At 56.0% G+C, this 18,500-nt stretch carries 12 protein-coding genes; 5 read left to right on the top strand and 7 right to left on the bottom strand.

Annotated elements, in window-relative coordinates:
* The first annotated feature begins 43 nt into the window (after positions 1 to 43).
* Positions 44 to 1,843 (top strand): TolC family protein, encoded by a 1,800-nt coding sequence (locus ABD971_RS34045; protein ID WP_345328193.1) that lies wholly within the window; start codon positions 44 to 46, stop codon positions 1,841 to 1,843.
* Positions 1,844 to 2,324: 481 nt separating this feature from the next.
* On the opposite strand, the gene ABD971_RS34040 is transcribed toward ABD971_RS34045, so the two are convergent.
* The 5 genes from ABD971_RS34040 to ABD971_RS34020 form a co-directional block, all read right to left on the bottom strand.
* The gene (locus ABD971_RS34040) at positions 2,325 to 2,657 is read right to left on the bottom strand and encodes a tetratricopeptide repeat protein (RefSeq protein ID WP_339936490.1); all 333 of its coding nucleotides are present in this window, start codon (positions 2,655 to 2,657) and stop codon (positions 2,325 to 2,327) included.
* Positions 2,658 to 2,835: 178 nt separating this feature from the next.
* Positions 2,836 to 3,591 carry an SGNH/GDSL hydrolase family protein gene (locus tag ABD971_RS34035; RefSeq protein ID WP_345328190.1) on the bottom strand — a complete coding sequence of 252 codons (756 nt, stop codon included), beginning with the start codon at positions 3,589 to 3,591 and terminating at the stop codon, positions 2,836 to 2,838.
* 50 nt (positions 3,592 to 3,641) lie between these two features.
* Positions 3,642 to 4,487, bottom strand: a complete 846-nt coding sequence (locus tag ABD971_RS34030; protein WP_345328187.1) for a hypothetical protein — start codon at positions 4,485 to 4,487, stop codon at positions 3,642 to 3,644.
* Between the two features lie 36 nt (positions 4,488 to 4,523).
* Positions 4,524 to 5,624: a hypothetical protein gene (locus ABD971_RS34025; RefSeq protein ID WP_345328185.1), complete on the bottom strand. Its 1,101-nt coding sequence runs from the start codon at positions 5,622 to 5,624 to the stop codon at positions 4,524 to 4,526.
* Between the two features lie 351 nt (positions 5,625 to 5,975).
* Positions 5,976 to 7,316, bottom strand: coding sequence for a hypothetical protein (locus ABD971_RS34020; RefSeq protein ID WP_345328183.1), 1,341 nt, complete (start codon positions 7,314 to 7,316; stop codon positions 5,976 to 5,978).
* A gap of 156 nt (positions 7,317 to 7,472) precedes the next feature.
* Here ABD971_RS34020 and ABD971_RS34015 point away from each other — a divergent pair, with 156 nt between their 5' ends.
* From ABD971_RS34015 to ABD971_RS34000, 4 genes are all read left to right on the top strand, one after another.
* Positions 7,473 to 8,771 carry a putative sugar nucleotidyl transferase gene (locus ABD971_RS34015; protein ID WP_339936481.1) on the top strand — a complete coding sequence of 433 codons (1,299 nt, stop codon included), beginning with the start codon at positions 7,473 to 7,475 and terminating at the stop codon, positions 8,769 to 8,771.
* Between the two features lie 124 nt (positions 8,772 to 8,895).
* Positions 8,896 to 9,903 carry an N-acetyl-gamma-glutamyl-phosphate reductase gene (gene argC / locus ABD971_RS34010; RefSeq protein ID WP_345328179.1) on the top strand — a complete coding sequence of 336 codons (1,008 nt, stop codon included), beginning with the start codon at positions 8,896 to 8,898 and terminating at the stop codon, positions 9,901 to 9,903.
* A gap of 102 nt (positions 9,904 to 10,005) precedes the next feature.
* Positions 10,006 to 10,293 (top strand): hypothetical protein, encoded by a 288-nt coding sequence (locus ABD971_RS34005; protein ID WP_345328177.1) that lies wholly within the window; start codon positions 10,006 to 10,008, stop codon positions 10,291 to 10,293.
* A 110-nt stretch (positions 10,294 to 10,403) separates the two neighbouring features.
* Positions 10,404 to 11,090, top strand: a complete 687-nt coding sequence (locus ABD971_RS34000) for a lysophospholipid acyltransferase family protein (protein ID WP_339936477.1) — start codon at positions 10,404 to 10,406, stop codon at positions 11,088 to 11,090.
* A gap of 179 nt (positions 11,091 to 11,269) precedes the next feature.
* Here ABD971_RS34000 and ABD971_RS33995 read toward each other — a convergent pair whose 3' ends face one another.
* Positions 11,270 to 17,728, bottom strand: coding sequence for an SDR family NAD(P)-dependent oxidoreductase (locus ABD971_RS33995; protein ID WP_345328173.1), 6,459 nt, complete (start codon positions 17,726 to 17,728; stop codon positions 11,270 to 11,272).
* Positions 17,725 to 18,477: an AMP-binding enzyme gene (locus ABD971_RS36170; protein ID WP_425571419.1), complete on the bottom strand. Its 753-nt coding sequence runs from the start codon at positions 18,475 to 18,477 to the stop codon at positions 17,725 to 17,727. The genes ABD971_RS33995 and ABD971_RS36170 overlap by 4 nt, the downstream gene beginning before the upstream one ends.
* Positions 18,478 to 18,500 lie beyond the last annotated feature (23 nt).

Below are 18,500 nucleotides of genomic sequence, written 5' to 3'. Positions count from 1 at the left end.
GGCTACGGACTTAGCGATAAAGGAGGGCAGGATGCCCCGACTCATGATCACTCTTGACCTGATGGGCCTAGCGGGCCTGATGGTGCTGACGGGCTGTGCAGGCAACCAATACTTGACGCAAAATCCAACGCCCTCTCGACTCCATCATGCCGTCGCCACGATTGCACCGATCGCACCGATCGCCGAAACCGCGGATGCAAGTTTGGCCGAATCCGTCCCCGCCGCTTCAGAGGAAGTGCGTCCCGTCAATCACCAAAAAGCCTCGATGAAGCCTTCGGGGGGCGACGATCCATCACGCCACGGAACCTTGACCATCGACGGACGTCAATACGAGCTAAAGCTCGTCGAGTCGAAGCCGAGCGAGATCGCAACCGCAGATTTGTCGTTGACCGCCTTCGAAGACGGTCCGGTCGCGAACGTGCCGGTCGAACCCGCATTGCCGATGGCGTTTCCGATCGACGAAGATGTTCAATATTTCGAAGGAGCGATCCCGCAAGGCGACTTTGCCGGCCAGCCCATGACCGCAACCTCTCAATCGATCGACTTGAATTTGCCATCGGCGTTGGCGATGGTCGGCGGCCAACACCCGGCGGTCGGGTTTGCCCAGTGGCATGTGCAAGAAGCCTATGCCCAACTCGCTCGCGCCGAAGTGCTGTGGCTGCCATCGATCCAGGCCGGCTTTGGTTTTCACCGTCATGATGGTAATTATCAGGCCAGCGATGGGACCATCGTCGACATCAATCGCAACTCGTTCCAATACGGCCTGGGCACCGGCGCCACCGGCGCTGGCACGACGCCGCGTCCCGGATTGGTCGCCCAGTTCCATCTTGCCGACGCGATCTTTCTGCCCGAGATCGCTGAGCGAACCGTCTCGGCTCGAAACCATGCCGCTAGCGCGGTGCTGAACGAACAATTGCGATCCACCGCTGTCGCCTACACCGAATTAGTCAACGCCTACCAAGACGCCAGCATCCTGGAATCGTCACGTCAACGGACCTCCGAACTGTTCAAAATCACGAACGACTTTGCCAAGGCGGGCGAAGGGCTGCAAGCCGATGCGGACCGGATCAACACCGAGTTGGCGATGGTCGACAACCGCATGATCGTGGCCCGTGAACGGATCGCCGTGGCGTCGGCTCGGTTGGCGCAAACGCTCAGTCTGGATGGTGGAAATACGATCCAACCTATGGATGTGACGGCGGTGCCAATCGATTTGGTATCGCTGGAAATGGACAAGGCCTCGCTGATCAGCACAGGACTCAATTCGCGTCCAGAACTGAAGGAATCGAAGTCTCTTGTGGCCGCCGCCTGCGAAGCGTATCGCCGTGAAAAGTACGCTCCGTTTGTCCCCAGCGTGCTGTTAGGATTCAGTACCGGCGGCTTCGGCGGCGGGCTTGGCAACAACCTTGATAACGTGGACGGCCGTTACGATTTGGACGCCGTGATGACGTGGGAAGTTCGCAACCTTGGGTTCGGCGAGCGAGCCGCTCGTCGCGAGTCATCGGCACGCGTTCAACAAGCTAGGTTCGAAAAGTTGAGGGTGATGGATCAAGTCGCTCGCGAGATTTCGGAAGCGTATTCGCAAATTCAATTTCGTCGCGAGCAAATTGCGGTGACTGAGCGAGCGATCCAATCGGCCGAAGACTCCTACAACCGAAACCTAGAACGGATCCGAGATGGTCAAGGGTTACCGCTAGAAGTATTGCAGTCGGTTCAAGCACTTGAAACCGCTCGCCGGGCATACTTGCAAGCGATCATCGACCACAACCAAGCCCAATTTCAATTGCAATGGGCACTCGGTTGGCCGGTGACCGCGCCGGCCCCCACGGCAATGGGAATGTAAAAGGCATCGCGACGCCTTTCATTTGGAACGGTCGATACTAGCGACGGGCCCTTTACTTTGGGACAGGGCGGCTCGCTTTTCTCTAGGCAAAATCCGCAATCACCTCTTCCGGCGAAGCTGGGAGAGGTCCAGCGGGCCCTTTAGGCCTCGTTCGGGTGAGGGCCGACCGCGCAACATTGCTTGCAGTTCGCCTCGACTTGCTCGGTCGGCCCTCACCCGAGCAATCGCTGAAGGCTCTGCTCGACCTCTCCCAAACTGCGTTTGAGAGAGGTGACAGTACGCTTGCGCCACGCCGGATTTTATTTCAGCAATCTCGAAGTTGGTGAAGAGGTGGCAGAAAATCCAGCGTCACCGTTCACCACGACCGCGCCAAGATTTAGCAGTCCGGGCTCGCGACGCGAGCGACTGCAATCGACATCGCGGAGGTACGGAAGCCGAAAGTCTTCGCGACTTTCGCTACGCAATGGTTATGGCGATTGCACTAGCCTTGCAACATCCGTGCTTTGGCCATCGCATCTTCGGCTTTGGTGATGTACTGCTGCTCTTGAGTGCCTGCCCACGCGCGTTGGTAGGTGACGCTCAGCGCGGTGAAGTTGAACGGATCTTCTGGTTCCAATTCGCACGCTTTTTCGGCGTGCTGGATCGCCAAATCATGCTGGCCTGTTTTCGTGTAAACGCGAGCCTGGGCAAGGTGAGCCAAGACAAAGGTTCCGTCTTCGGCGATGATTTCGGTCAAGCCTGCGATGGCTTCTTCGAATTTTTCATCATCGATCAGTTTTTCGACTTCGTTGTACTTTTTATGGACGTCCGACATATTTGCATTCCTGGTAGGGGTTTCGGTAGGCGGTGTGAAAGCCACGAAAACATTCGACCGCGAGGGGGGTTTTACCAGTTTTTTGGACTCGCGCCACCTCGGGGAACCCCGCGGAATCCGCCGCCCCGTGGGGGGAGGGCGGCGGGTGTGCAATGCAGAACATCGCGGTTGGCGATCCTTAGGCTTGATAGAACACTTCGAGCCACTTTTTCGCCATCAATGCATGCCCGGCAAGCGTCGGATGGACGCCGTCGGCGGCCCAGTACTGGGGCGGAGCCAGATTCACCGCTTCGTCGAACATTGTCTGAAACGGCACGAAGTCGAGGTTCATTTTGTCGGCCAACTTTTTCGCGACCGCACGCCGTTGGTCGAACTCGGGGAACCATTTGTCGTTGATCGCACCGCATCGCAGCACGAATGGTTCACAGATGATGATGCGAGTCTTTGGCAGTGCCGCCTGCGTCTGCTGCAGCAGCGCCTCGTATCCGGTCTCGTAATCCGCGACCGTGCCGTCGTATCGTCCATTCAACTTGTGCCAAATATCGTTGACGCCAATCAGGATACTGAGCACGTCAGGCTTCAAATCCAAACAATCTTTTTGCCAACGGGCCGCCAGATCGGGAACCTTGTGACCGCTGATCCCACGATTGTGAATGGTCAATTTGGATTCGGGATGAGCACTCAAAAGGTCACCCGCGATCAACACCGGGTAACCGTTACCGAGCCCACGTGCGTTGTTGGTGGATTGGTTTTTCCGGTCGCGTCCGGCGTCGGTGATCGAGTCGCCTTGGAACAAAATGGTGGTGTTCTCAGGCACTGAGGGGGTCGATTCTGCCGCCATCACTGTCCGCTGTGACGCGGTCAACATCGCCCCTGCACCCGCGGCAGCCAACGAAGCACGCATCAAATCACGACGACCTAGTTTTGTATTCATGGTGTGAACTCTAAGGGAGGAATCAAGCAGGGAAAGGTTCGAGATGGACGTCATTGTAACTGCTGCGAGAGCATCCGTCCGTTAGCATGCCCCGCAATCACGGCAGCGTAGTAGATCGGCAGCGAATAGTTGGGAACAAAATTTCCCAAGGCGCCGCCCACGTACGTTCCATACGCCGGATACAGGATGCGGTTCGCTTCGATCAACGCCGGCACATCCTGTTTCTGCTCTAAATAAGCGAACACGTCCTGCGATGCGAGTGTTTCGTGCCACAGCGGAACGAATAGATAAGCGGCCGCATACGTGCCTTGATAGGTTCGCCGTGTGAAATCCTTGGCGTGCGCCGCTTCATGCAGTGCCACTGCGGGAATGTCGCTGTACAGATGAATGGTTTGGGTGAACGGGTTGAAATGATCACCCCCGATGATTCGCCCAGGCAGAATCGTCTCTCCCGCCACCGACAGCGTGCCCAACGTGTAACGCCATGGCCATGCCACCGTCTTGTTCTGCGTTAGCCGTTTCCAATCTTTCAGCGGTGCGTATTGGTTTACACGCACTTTCACATGCGGCAGATTGTTTTGCTCGAGGTAATCGGCCGTTGCAAGAATCGTCTCTTCGGAAATCTTGTGCCGATCCACGCGGCGGTCCCAGAGCAAGATCTTGTCCGGAATCCCCACGACCCAACCGATCCCATCGATCACCGGTTGCGGCTGGCCAATTTCGAATTGAGGATCGTTGCTTTGCACCAATTCAGGAGCAATCTGTTGGCTGGCGACCGGAATCGGGATCGGTGCTAGTACGCGGCAACCGGCAAGAGGGACCGCCAGCAATGCGACCGCCAGAAAACAGCTTGGGTGCAGTCCGCGGCGGATTTGCCTTTGTTCCGACGAATTCATCGAATCCAATCCATTGAAGAGGTTGCAAACAGGGGATTAGCGTTTTTCGGAATCACCGCGAGGCGTCCATTTGGCAATCACCCCCGACTCCGCGACTTTCACTCGCCCATTGCAACGCATTTCGTCCCCTTCGGATCGCAAGCGAACGTGCACGATCACTTCGTCCCCTTCGGGCTCGACGTCTTGCCAGATCACCGGGACATGGAATCCGCTCAAGGGACGCGAACGGATCAGCTCGGAAACCTCTTCCGCAGAAAACTCCCAGCGGCCGATCTTCGCTTCGGACGGTTCACGGGCGGGGTCAAGAATGACGATCGACATTTCCGCATCGATTTCAAAATCCTCGAGATTGACCGTCTTGCCGTAATGATCCAGTGCGTTGATGACCAAGTACAATCCGTCGACCTCGTGGTCGTTATCGGATTGATGCCCGCCCGACAAACCGGTGTGCAATTGGAGTGTCTCGGGAGCTGAAATTTCTTGCTGAGTTGCTTTGGCTGCGTCAGGCAAAATGATTTGCCCCGGCGGTTTCGGTTGCCCTTTTCCATTGGACGATGGCGGAGGCAGGATTTCTCCCGGCTCGATCGGCGAAATTTCAGTGTCAGATTTCCCAGGCGGCTCCGGAACACCGATCGGCGGTGGCAACATCCGAGGCGCGGGATCCACCAACGGTTGGTCCCGCTTGTTTCCACTGCGTTTGGATCCAGCTGGACCGGGCACATCACTGCCGGGCAGGTCGTTACCACTCGGTTCGTCGGTAAACGGATTGTTCAGCCGGTCCATCGGAACCGCTTGTCCTGGATCGATCAACGAATCGCCAAAGTCGTTTTCCATATCAAACGAATCAATCGATCTGTTGGGCCCATAGATCGGCCCGTTCGATAGTGGCCCGTTCGACAGCGGATCAGGACTCGGGATCGGCGGCCCGTAGTCGGATTGCGATTTGTGTTGCGAATGGCGAGGAGCAACCGCATCGGTAGAAACCCGGCCTTTGGCACGTTCGAGTTCGTCTCTTAATTTGCGATTTTCGTAATCCGCCTCGTACAACTGGTCTTCCAGGATTCGGACTTCGTTCGCAATCCGTTGCTGATACAGATCCGTGTGAGCCCGGTTTTGACAACCTGAAAAGAGTGCCATCCCGCCAAGGCCGAGCACCATCGCGCAAACGAATCGAGCCGGATTGGAGCGACCAATCGCGGCGGTAGCGTTCGTTCGGGCTGGAGGGCAAATCACAGGGGTCGCCAGACTTCTTCGGATCGTTTTTTAAAGGGAGAGTGGGCGTTAGGGAGTTTTAGCCATCGCGGCGCACTCCCACCACAAAACTCGATTAACAGGCAGACGGCACTCAGGTCAACGTCGGTTTCACGGCGCCAGTGCCCAGGAAGAAACGCAAGCGGATTGCTTGCATTAAGAATTGGTGGGGGCTGCAAGCAAGAGAAGATTGTCGTTCGGTTCTCTGAGCCGAGCGGCGTGTGCGGCAAACGACAATCACTTTGGCTCGTTCATCTCTCGTGAGAACGACTGCACGTCACGTGAGAACGACGGCACATCGTAGCCGTTTTCACGCAGCCGCCTGCGAGCTTGCTGGTGGGCCACTTCGCGTTCATGCTCGTTGCGAAATCCAATGCTATCGTCTCGGTATATCAACGTGGGGTCCGCTTGCAGTTCGGCGAACCCCGCACTGCGTGGATCAATTTGGTGACGAAACAGCAGCATGGCCATCGCGACATCACAAACCTGGGTGCGAATCTTGGTTTTTCGCGACGGGATCAGCTGCCACACATGAGCGGTACGCTTATCGGCGAGTCGCGACGCCAAAACCGAGTCAATTTCCAACTCGCTCTCTGCCAACCCCATCTGCGATGCACATAGCACGCTGGCAGCCAAGATTGCGGTGGTTTGCCATGTGGCCGGCGAATGAGGATCCGTCAAAATACGGTGGCAAAGCTCCATCGCCAACGAATCGCATCGGTAACGCATCGCGATCCGCAATTGATCACACACGCTGCCTAATTCGCGATGCCGGAGCAGCCATTGGTGAATCAGCCGCCGAACCAATTCGTCATCCTGGTCGCTGCCCAGACAGGGGCCGACGCCGGAATGCGCCAATGACATCATCAATCGTGCCGACGGATACGAGGGCGCCGCTGGATCGAGAATCGAATCGGCAAACAAAACGAGTGCCCAACGGTCGAGATCATGATTGGCGGCGGGATAACGCGACTCGCTGCCGCTGGCTCGGTGCACTCGCGTGCCCCCACCTGTGCGTTGTTGCTGACGGATCAGATGTTCGATTTGTCGCTGATGACCGAGGTACAGCCGTGCGTAAAATTGACGACTCGCTGTGTCGTCACCCACCAATTCAGAAAACGCTTTCCAGCCAACCAAATCGACATCAGCCGGATCGATCTTTGGATTCCGAAGTTGCCGAATTTGGGCATCCACGGCGGCTTGATCGATCTGTTGCAGCAGACGAAACGCTTGGACTCGGACTTCCAGCGATGGGTGATCGAGTCCGCTTTGCAGTTGCTCTTCTACGACGCGGCGTTGCTGCGGGGTCACTTCCGGGTTGGTGGCAGCATCGATCAGCCGGAGGGCGGCATGTTGGCGGGTCGCAAAACTTTCCGCATCGAGCCCTTCGATCACCCAACGAGTGGCGGACTGGGCTGTTACTGCGTTATTTTCCGCGGCCCCGGTGGGTCCCACGCCAGCGATCAGACCCAGAATCGCTCCGCAAGACAGCGGCGCAACGATCCGCCCTAGACGAGTCCCGATTTGCACGGGCGTCGCAACCGCAGGTGGCAACAGAAGGGAGGAATCGACAACCATCCCTTCACGTTAATTCGCAGCAACCAAAACAAGAGCATTTCGCGGCGAAGTGGGGGCAGAGACAGCAAGGGGGTTTCGGTTAAACTCTACGACCGGCACATTCAGAACCTCTTTTCCGCTGCCCACGCCCCGCATTCCTGATCATTGAAATCAACCATGCAAATCATTTGTTTCGAAGATGCTCGCGTTAACCAGCTTGTTCCGATCATCCAAGCACGCCCCGCCTACGCGGTCACGTGTGCGAGTTTGCGGTTGGTCGACCGTTTGAAACAACTGGTCGCCGGACCGCTGCAGGGCAGCTCGCTATCGGGTTCGGTGCGGTCGTATTTGACGTTGATTCAAAAATTGGACTACGAACTCGAATCGGCCGAGCAGGCATTCGGTGGTTCAAAATGGCCCAGCGAGAGTGACGGGTTGCTGATCGTGAACGCTCGGCTGGTCCCTCGCGTGGCGCTCGATGACGTGCTGGTGACACTCGGCGGCGAAACCGAATCGTGCTGCGTCGTCGATGCCGAAGACGGTTCGGTATTGATCGCCCGCTGGACCGCGGCGGACTTGGCAGCGAAGAAGGCAGAATATGCGACCGATTCTCGGCAGAGCGTGGTCGATTTTCTAACCGAGCAATCGCTGTCGCTGCCCAAGCGATCGGCCGAGGCGTCCGCGTTTCATTGGCCTCACGACGTCGTCGCTTGGCACATGAAAGAGATGCGTGATGCGATCGAGTGGCGAATCGCTCACGGGAATTACAAACAAACCAGCGACGGCGTGTTCGTGGGCGAAGGCGTCTCGGTGGGTCAATACGCGGCGATCAATACCGACGACGGGCCAATCCTGCTCGAGAACAACGTCAAAGTCGGACCGTTCTGTTACCTCGAAGGCCCGCTGTACGCCGGCCACGGCACTCGCGTCATCGAACACTCGGCAATCAAGGACGGCGTCTCGCTAGGGCATACTGTCAAAATCGGCGGCGAAGTCGAAGCCTCGGTCATCGAACCTTACACCAACAAACAGCATCATGGTTTTCTAGGACACAGCTATCTTGGCAGCTGGATTAATCTCGGTGCAGGAACCTGCAACAGCGACTTAAAAAACACCTATGGCACCATCAATATCGAATACGGCGAAACCAAGATTGCCACGGGGATGCAGTTCCTCGGTTGTTTCATCGGCGACTATTCAAAATCGGCAATCAACACCAGTATCTTTACCGGTAAAGTGATCGGGGTGTGCAGCATGCTGTACGGTTTTGTCACCTCGAATGTCCCCAGCTTCGTCAACTACGCTCGTCTGTTTGGTCAAACCGCCTTGCTGCCCGCCGATGTCATGATCAGCACGCAAGCACGCATGTTCGCGCGACGTAACGTGACCCAGCGTGAATGCGACAAGCAATTGATCCTGGACATGTACGCTCAATCCGAAGCCGAACGCGAAGCCACCGACCAGTACACTTTGTAAGTTTGCTTTTCCCCTTCGCTTAGCAGGTTCGCACTAAGTGAACCGATGGCGCTAGCCGCGAGCCGTCCACTCCCGTACCGCTACAACATTCATCCGCATTGTTCTTCAAGATAGAGACCCGAATATGACCCTCCGCGTTGGAATCGTTGGTGCCACCGGCTACACCGCACTGGAAGTCGCTCGATTGCTGTTAGCTCACCCCGAAGCCGAGTTGGTTGCGGCAACAAGTCGCGCCGAAGACGGCAAATCGATCGCGGAGATTCACCCGAGCTTGGCGGGTCGTTGCGACGTGCCGATCGAGACCTTAGATCCCGCCGCACTGGCGAAGAAATGTGACGTCGTGATGTCGTGTTTGCCCCACGGTGCCTCGGCCGAAACCTGCAAACAATTGATCGAACATGGCGTCCGTGTGGTCGATTTTAGTGCCGATTTTCGTTTGTCGTCCCAGGCAACGTATGAAAAATGGTACGGCGTCCAGCATCCTTGGCCCGAACGGATCGGAAAAACGGTCTACGGATTACCCGAGTTTTTTGCGGACCAAATTCGCGACGCTGACCTCGTGGCCAATCCAGGCTGTTATCCCACCTCGGCGATCCTTCCGCTTTCGCCGTTGATTGCCAAACAGATGATCGAAGCGAATGACATCATCGTGGATAGTAAGAGCGGTGTCAGCGGTGCCGGCCGAAGTGCCAAAATCGGAACGTTGTACTGCGAGGTGAATGAGTCGATTGCGGCATACGGCGTCGGCAGCCATCGTCATCAACCCGAGATGGCGGACTTGGTGCATCGAATCGGCGGGCAAGAAATTTCGCTCGTTTTTACGCCTCACTTGACGCCGATGGATCGCGGAATTTTGTCGACGATCTACGTGCGACCTCGTGGCGGCACTGCGAAACAAGTGATGGAGTGCTGGAGAGAGCAATATGCGGATTGTCCGTTTGTCACCCCGGTGGACCATTTGCCGGCGACCAAGCATGTCGCAGGAACCAATCATGTCCAAATGACTGCGCGGGACGCGGGGGATCGCATCGTGCTGGTGTGTGCGATCGACAATTTGACCAAAGGGGCCAGCGGTGCGGCGATCCAGAACATGAATGTCATGTTTGGGTTACCGCAAACAACGGGACTTTAAACTTGGTTGATTTACGGCCGCACTAGGTTCATCTTGCGTCAAACGGGGGATTTACGTAGTTTCAGCTGCTTGGTGATTCCATTTCATTCAAGGATTCGAGCGATGTCACGTTTTCTAGCCGGCATGGTATGCGGAGCGGTTTTGTTATTCGTAGCGATGCACTACCACGTCGTGCGAGGCAAAGAAGGTGTGTTTCTGGTTCCTAAGATCAGCAACAACCTATCGGGCGTGTACGTCGATATCCGTGATTTTCGCTTGAGCGATTGGCAGGAACACAAATCTTTGGCCGCTGCGATGGTCAAAAACAACCGATCCGATCTACTCGAAGATGCCTCGCTGAACGGTTTCCGCACCCAGGTCAGCAGCCTCGTGGACGGCTTGTTCGAGTAGCGAGCGTTTTGTGAGCATCATTTCTTGACGAAATGACTCTTCACGCCAGGGGCCTCCACTTCGTATATCTGACGAAAACAGTCCCGCGTTTCTCTCGCTTGATGCTAGCAATGAACAAAAAAATCGCATGGTTGATCGGCAGCGCAATCGGCTTGCTCATCACGATCATCCGTTTCACGCTACGGTTTCACTTCCACAACGACCAGCGTGATCAATTGACGTCCCAGGGTGTGGGGCATATTTATGCATCACTTCATGCCCACCAGATTGCGGGTTCGATGGCGGCAGAACGTGGAACCGTGGCGATGGTTTCGCGATCGACGGATGGTGAAATTGTCGTTCCCCTACTTCGTTTTTGTGGTCACGAACCGGTTCGTGGCAGCAGCGGTGGGGCCCGCAAAGGAGGCACCACGGCGCTGAACCAGATGATTCGGCTGGTGGGCGAAGGTCGCGTTGCCACGCTCGCGGTCGACGGTCCCAATGGACCTCGCGGACGCGTGCACGGCGGGGCTGCGATGTTGGGATTAAAAACCACCACAGCGGTGTTGCCCGCGATCGTGATTCCCCGCTACCGATTTATTTTGAAAAGCACTTGGGATCGGCTGCAGTTTCCGCTGCCTTTCACTCGAGTGGATGCCTACTTTGGCGATCCATTGCGTCCTTTGGCAGGCGAGACTGTCGAAGCGTTTACGCTACGGATCGAACGCGAACTGCATCGTTTGGAACACAAATACGATCCTAGCGAAGCAAAATTTCTTGCGGTCCGAGACGAACCGGCCCAACAACGTGCCGCCTAGTGCTCAGTGCCGCTAAACAGTGCCGCTAAACAGTGCCGCTACGGTCTCCGGACGGTGGACAAGATAGGGAACACCGATGGAAACTCGCCCACGCTCTGGCGAGCACAGCTACTCATTTCCCAACTGTGACCTAAACCCCGTGACCTAAACCCCGTGACCTAAACCCCCGTGTCGTAAACCTAGTGCGGCCGCGTTTTGGCTGACATCGGCGGTACGGCTGCGGCAACACGCTGATTGGCTTGGTCAAGACAGCGTTTGAATTTGGCAGCCAAATTGCGGACATGTGGTTCGAGCATCATCGAATCATGATCGCCCGTAACTTCGTAGACCTCGATGGCACCTTGGACGTGGGGGCCCCAGTGGTTCAGCGGGTCTCGGAATTGCCGATCGTGGGTCAACAGTCGGCCTCCCCATAATCGATGGGCCACTTCCAGTGGAGGCCGAAACAAACAGACGTCGCCAGCGTAGGGCCGCGTCGTGTATTGTTCGTTCGCCTTCAGAAACGCATCCCCCACGAGCGCGGAGCGAAACTGGGCATCGTTGGGATTGTTTTGCAGTGCAATGCGTTCCTCTTCTTGCCGCACCAGACTCTCTTGCCACTGTGAACGCTGCTGAGCGTGATGCGAAAAGTAACGCAACTGATGTCGCCGGATCAAATCGAGATGGATTTTCAGTTTATCCAAACGAGTCAATGAAGGGCGTTCGGCCGCAGGCGTATCGAGCAAGCCTAGAAACGCAACCTGTTCGCCAGCGGCAACCAACTGCTGAGCCATCTCGTAGGCAGACACACCTCCTCCGGAAAATCCACTTAAAAAGTAGGGTCCGCTGGGTTGGACCTGCCGGACCTCGCTAAGGTAATCACTTGCCATTTCCTCGAACGTTTGATGAGGCATATCGTCACCAATCAGTCCTTTGGATTGAATCCCATAGACGCTTTGATCATCTCCCAAGCGATTCGCCAGATAGCGAAGATTCAGCACGTTACCGAACATGCCGGCGACGACAAACAGCGGTGGTTTGACGGCGTTCTCGGGCAGGTGCAGCGGGACAAGAAAGCGAAATGTAGGCGACGGACACGTCTTGGCTTCGGACGCTTCCGAATTGCCGCTCGCTTGGTCAATCATCGCAGCAAGGGTTGTGATCGTCGGCGCCTCGAACAAACTGCTTAGTGGTAATTCAACCCCGTGCGTTTTGCGGATCTTGCTAAACAGCCGCACGGCCAACAACGAGTGTCCGCCGAGATCAAAGAAGTTGTCATCACAACCAATTTGATCAATGCCCAGAAGATCCGCCCACAGTTTTGCCAGCGATTTTTCAGTACGTGTCTGTGGCGGTGTGTAACCGGTATCAAGTGTGGGACGCGAAAATTTGATCGCAGATTCGGACGAGGCTTCCCCCAATTCGTTGATGCGATGCCTGAGTTCTTCCAGATCGATGGGCGATACATATACGGGCGACACGTTGCCGTCGTTCAGCAGCCGCTCGTTCAACAGACACTCGTTTAACAGCCACTCGCACACTCGCTGGCCTTCCTCGGGACAAATCCCCAACGAGTACGACTCGTCAAAGATAGCCTCTGAATCACTCAACGTGGTGGGACGCGATAGAGCGACTTGGGTCGATTCGGCGTTTCCGAATCGAAGCGAATCGACCGGCTGCATTTGCAATCGATCGATTTGTACGATCACGTTGTCGTCGTGATCCGTCACGCGGATGTCAAGTGAGATGACATCGGTGCCCGACGTGGACGAATCCGATAGCGTGATGTAACTGCGAACTTTTTCAGGGAGCCGCCCATACACGTTTGCCGCAGCGTAGCCGATCGGGACGTACAAACCTGAATCGTCGTGATAATCACGCGAAAGCGGCAACCCAAATCCCGTGGCCATATCCAACAATGCGGGATGCAGCGGATGAGTTTTCAAATCGTCTTGAAATTCATTTGGAATCGAAAGCGACGCATAGGCTTGTCCGTCGGCGTAATGCAAGCAGTCGTAACAATTCCATCTCGGACCAAAGCGGAGCCATTCAGCTTGCCGCGTGATCGGAGACGATTGCATGACTTGCCCGTCGTTTTCCGAATCTGTTTTGTAGCATGGGGATGCAGGCGTTTCCGGTTTGTACTTCGGCGTCCCCTCGTTGCCGAGACACCATTGGCCCATTGCATTGAGATCCCACGGGCTATCTGCGGTGACGCGGCTTTCGATTGAAAACGCGTTTTGCGAACCGGAGGTAGCCAACCGAACTCGAATCTGAAGTTCGGCATCCTCTTCGGCCACGCAGGGCTTCAAGAAGCTCATGCTGCTGACGTGTAGCGACGAGCCACTGGAAATCTCCTGCGCCGCTGCAACGACCAACTCGAGATACGCAGTGCCTGGCAAAACAGATTTCCCGTTGGCGGTCCGGTGTTCATCGAGTTCCCAGTGTTTCGCGGGTGAGCGTGTCGCGGTCAAGACCGTTTCCCCCGTGACCTCATCCACTCGCCGCGTGTCAAACAACGGATGATTCGCAGGCATCGCAGTGCCACCGGAGTGATCGGAGTCACGATGATCGCGATTGCCATGCATACGGTTGTACGCCGCTGCGCCCATTCCGACATCTCGCCACACGCCCCAGTTGATCGACAGGACACGGGTTGACGTGGATTCCACCGACTTGGCTTCGGCGAACGCATTCAGAAACTCGTTGGCGCCTACGTAAGCCGATTGACCAGCAGGGCCGAGATATGTGCTGGTCGAAGAACACAGCACCAAGAAATCCAGCGATTTATGGTTGAGGAATGGTTCGAGCAACTGAGTGCCGTGGACTTTTGCCGCCAACGCGTTTTGGATCGAACCGACGGTCGCGGTGGCAATCAAGTCATCATCCAATTCGCCAGCCGTGTGAAAGATGCCCGAGATTTTTGCGAACGGTTTCTTTATCTCGTCGAAAACCGTTTGCATCTCGGCCGGATGGGCAACATCCGCAATCACCACCCGAACTTTGGCCCCCAAACCTTCGAGATACTCCACAAATCTTTCTCGCTGTTTCCCTCGTAGATCTTGCGGGCCGGCGATCGTAACCGCCGGCGATGACGTTGGAGCTCGCGACAACAGGATTAAGTTTGCTTGATATTTCGAGGCGAGCAGCGTGGCAAGACTACGTCCCATTCCACCAAAACCGCCGGTGATCAGGTATGTGCCGCCCGTGCGAAGCAAAGAATTCGACGTGGGTGGATCGAGACGAACTGATTCGAGTCTCTTTTCAAACACTTTGTTTTCACGAATCGCACGCACATCGCCGCGTGATGGCATTGCGGCTTCACGGATCAATAGCTCAGACATCGCTGCTCGCTGTTGATCGGTTGCGGGCAGCGAAATATCGACCGCCATCGTTTGTAGGTTGGCGTATTCGCGAGGTGCAACACGGATCGGACCGATCGCCGTCGCTTTCTCGGGATAGCGAATCGGGCCACCCTCGACTGATTGCATGCCATTGGCAACCATCATGACCGAGCACGGGTGGTCCTCGAGAATGCCCGCAATCGCTTGAATCGTCATCGTCAATCCGATGATCCCTTCCTCTTGAATTCGCATCGCGAACGTCGATCCCGGTCGGTAGCTGGAATCTTTGGTGATCGGCCACAAGTAGACAATCCGGTCGGGAACAAAATCGTTTTGCGAAAGCTGCTTGGCAAGTTGGATATATTGGTCGCGTCCCAATTCAGGAACAAGCACAAATTCATGAGCTGACACATGGCGAAAGATGTCTCCGCGGCGGACAACCGCAACGGTATCGCCACGCTCTCGAAGCTGGTTCGCCATCGTTTGACCGATGCCTGCATCATCAAGAAAAATCAACCAGTTGTTTGACGCAGGAGGCAATTCGCGTGCGGGCGTTCCGGTACGTTCTCGCCACTTCGATTGGTAGAACCACTCGCGAATGTCCTCCGTTTTTTGCAGCGATTTACGGATGCGTTTGGCTGTCTTTGGCGACTCGTCCGTCGGATCGATCCAATAGCGATCTTGTTGGAATGCATAGGTCGGCAGCGTGATTCGCTTGCGAGTCTCGCCTGCCCATTGGCTTTTTAAATTAATCGGCAACCCTGCTGCCCACAATCGGGCATAGGTCGTCAAAAAGAAGGTGGTATCGTCGATCACTTCCTCGGCGTGTCGCAGCGACGACAACACCGTCCGCTTTGACGTGATCGCGGGGTGCTGTTTCGCCAACGCACTCAGAATTTTCCCAGGGCCGACCTCGATGAACACACTCGACGTGTTGCCAGCGACCGTTTCCAAACATTTCGAAAACTGAACGGTGTGGCGAAGTTGTTCGCACCAATAATCGGGCGAGGTCGCTTCGGCATCGGTGATCCAAGTGCCGGTTCGATTCGAGACAAATGGAATGTTTGGCGGGCTGAGCTGCACCGTGTCTAGAAAAGCTCGAAATTCAGGCAACACGGGGTCGAGCAGTCGTGAATGCGCGGCGATGCGAATCGGAATTCGTTTGCTCTCGACCTCGCTAGATTTAATCCGTTCGGCGAATTCGGCGATCGCACAATCGGTCCCCGAAACGACGCACATCGCTGGCCCATTAATGACGGCCAAATCCAGCTGCTCGCCCGCGATTTCCGCCACCTTTGACGCGGGCAAGGCAACCGTCATCATGCCACCGGCCGGGACTCGCTCGAGCAGTTGGCCACGCAGTACGACTAACCGCAACGCATCCTCAAAACCGAGCACTCCGGCGAGACAGGCTGCGGTGTTTTCCCCCATACTATGGCCGATCAACGCCGACGGTTTGATGCCATAAGACATCCACAACTCGGCGGTCGCGATTTCCCATAGAAAAATGGCAGGCAATTGAATCGCGGGACGTTCAAACTGCTGCTTCGCGTCCGCATCAGAGACTTGGCGGTTAAAAATCAGCTGCCGGAGGTCGACATCGATCAACGGTTCAAGCGTTTCACATCCCCGGTCGATCCATTGTCGAAAAACAGATTCGCGATCGTACAACCCGCGGCCCATTTGAGCGTACTGGGCGCCGCCACCAGGAAACATAAACGTAATCGAATCCAGCTTCGCATCCGCGTGATGAGTGAACAGACGCTTTGCGTTGCGACTGCGCAGCGTATCGATCACCTCTTGACGATCGCGGCTCACCAAGATTCGCCGATGCTCAAACGCTTCGCGTCCCACATGCAGCGTATAAGCGACGTCGGCAAGATCAACCTCACCATTCTGCTCGAGATGATCCGCAAGTCGCTCGCATTGTTCATCGAGTGAACGAGGATTGCGAGCCGAAAGTGTTATGATTTGTTCGGGTCGTGTTGGCGGCGTCGACTCGATCGATGAGGAAGCTTGCTCGAGGATCACGTTGGCATTGGTTCCTCCGACGCCCAGTGAATTGATCATCGCGCGACGTGGTGAATCGGTTGCACTCCAGGACGCTGGAGTCTGAGAAACGCGAAACGGGCTATTGGCAAAATCTATCGCCGTGTTGGCCGCATTGAAATCGACACTCGGAGGAATCTTGCCGTGATAAATCGCCATCGCCGCGGCAATAAAACTGGCCACACCTGACGCGGTATCGAGATGTCCAATATTGGGTTTGACCGAGCTGATCGCACAGAATTCGCGTCGCTCGGTGGTTTCACGAAACGCAGCCGTCAACGCAGCGATTTCAATCGGATCGCCAATCGGAGTGCCTGTACCGTGAGCCGCGACATAGCCGATTGATTCGGCATCGACTTCGGCGATCGCCAGAGCTTCCGAAGCTGCAGCGGCTTGTTGATCCACACTCGGAGCGAGATAGCCTGCTTTGTTCGCCCCGTCGTTATTGATCGCCGAGCCACGGATCACGGCATAGATACGATCGCCATCTTGGACCGCATCCTCGAGCCGCCGCAGCACCACGGCGGCGGCACCGCTGCCAAACACCGTGCCCATCGCGTTTTGGTCAAACGCTCGGCAATGTCCGTCCGGCGACAACACTTCACCGCTGCGATAGTGATACCCCACACGGTGTGGCAGTTCGATCGTCGAGCCACCTGCGATCGCCAATTCGCACTCACCCGCCAACAGACTTTGGGCAGCGGTATGGATGGCCACCAACGATGTCGAACATGCCGTTTGAATATTGACACTCGGACCCGTCAAATTGAAACAGTAGGATACTCGCGTGGTTAAAAAGTCCTTGTCGTTGCCGGTGTGACGAAGCAAAAACATGCCCACCGAATCACGAATCGCCGAATTGCGTAGCAGGTTGAACATGAAGTAGCTGTTCATCCCGCAGCCGGCAAACACGCCGACCGAGCCATCAAATTGGCTCGGCGGGTGCGTACTGTCCTCGAGGGCCTCCCAACAACACTGCAAGAATTTGCGATGCTGTGGATCCATAATCGCCGCCTCTTTGGGCGAAAACCCAAAGAACTCGGCATCAAATTGATCCATGTCGTCCAGCGGCGCCCCCGAGCGAACGTAATGAGGATCGTCCAAGTCATTCTGCGTGACACCGGCTTGCAGCAGTTCTTCGCTGCTATAGTCGCGGATCGAGCGAATTCCGTCTCGCAGATTCTGCCAAAACTCGTCAGCCGAGCTTGCGCCGGGAAAACGCAAACCGATCCCGACCACGGCGATCGCATTTTCGGGTAACGTCATTTCGATCGCTCCCCACGCCGTTTGCCGAGCAATTCCTTGCGGCGTGACGCTCGTGATTGCCCTGCCGACGTGCGAGGTAACGCGGGTGAATCGTCGCCTTGACGTGTGCTGATCGCATCAATGTGCTGCGATAGCGTGCGAATCGTAGGGAAACGAAACAGGTCGGTGATTACAATCGACGCACTGAGTTGATCCTTTAGCATCCGGTGGGCTCGCACAGCTAAGAGCGAATGACCACCGAGATCAAAAAAGTTATCATCCAGTTGAATCGAATCAAGTTGCAAGGTCGTACGCCAAATGGTTTCAAGTTTCTGCTGAGTCGCATCCAGGTTCGTTGCCGCAGTGGACTGGGGTGTCGGCGTGATCCCCTGATCACGATTCCACCCCGGCAAAGCCTTACGATCAATTTTACCATTTGGCGTCAGCGGAAACTCGTTCAAACAAACCCATCGCGATGGGACCATGTGCGAGGGCAACGTTTGGCGAAGTGAATCTCGCAACTTCGTTTTCATTTGATCGCTTGGCACTTCATCGCTGAGCACCACGTAGGCGACGAGCTCGACCGACGGGGTCGCACTCGGATCGGCGACCACAACACATTGACGGACAGCGGGGTTAGAATCGATCGCGTTTTCGATTTCTCCCAATTCAATCCGGTGTCCCCGAATTTTCAGCTGAAAATCGGATCGGCCGAGGAACTCGATTTCGCCATCGGCGTTCCAGCGAGCCAAGTCGCCGGTGTTGTACATGCGACCGCCACCCGCACTCGAAA

The sequence above is a fragment of the Novipirellula rosea genome (assembly GCF_039541335.1).
Taxonomy (GTDB): Bacteria; Planctomycetota; Planctomycetia; order Pirellulales; family Pirellulaceae; genus Novipirellula; species Novipirellula rosea.
This window is presented reverse-complemented; position numbering and strand designations above follow the sequence as displayed.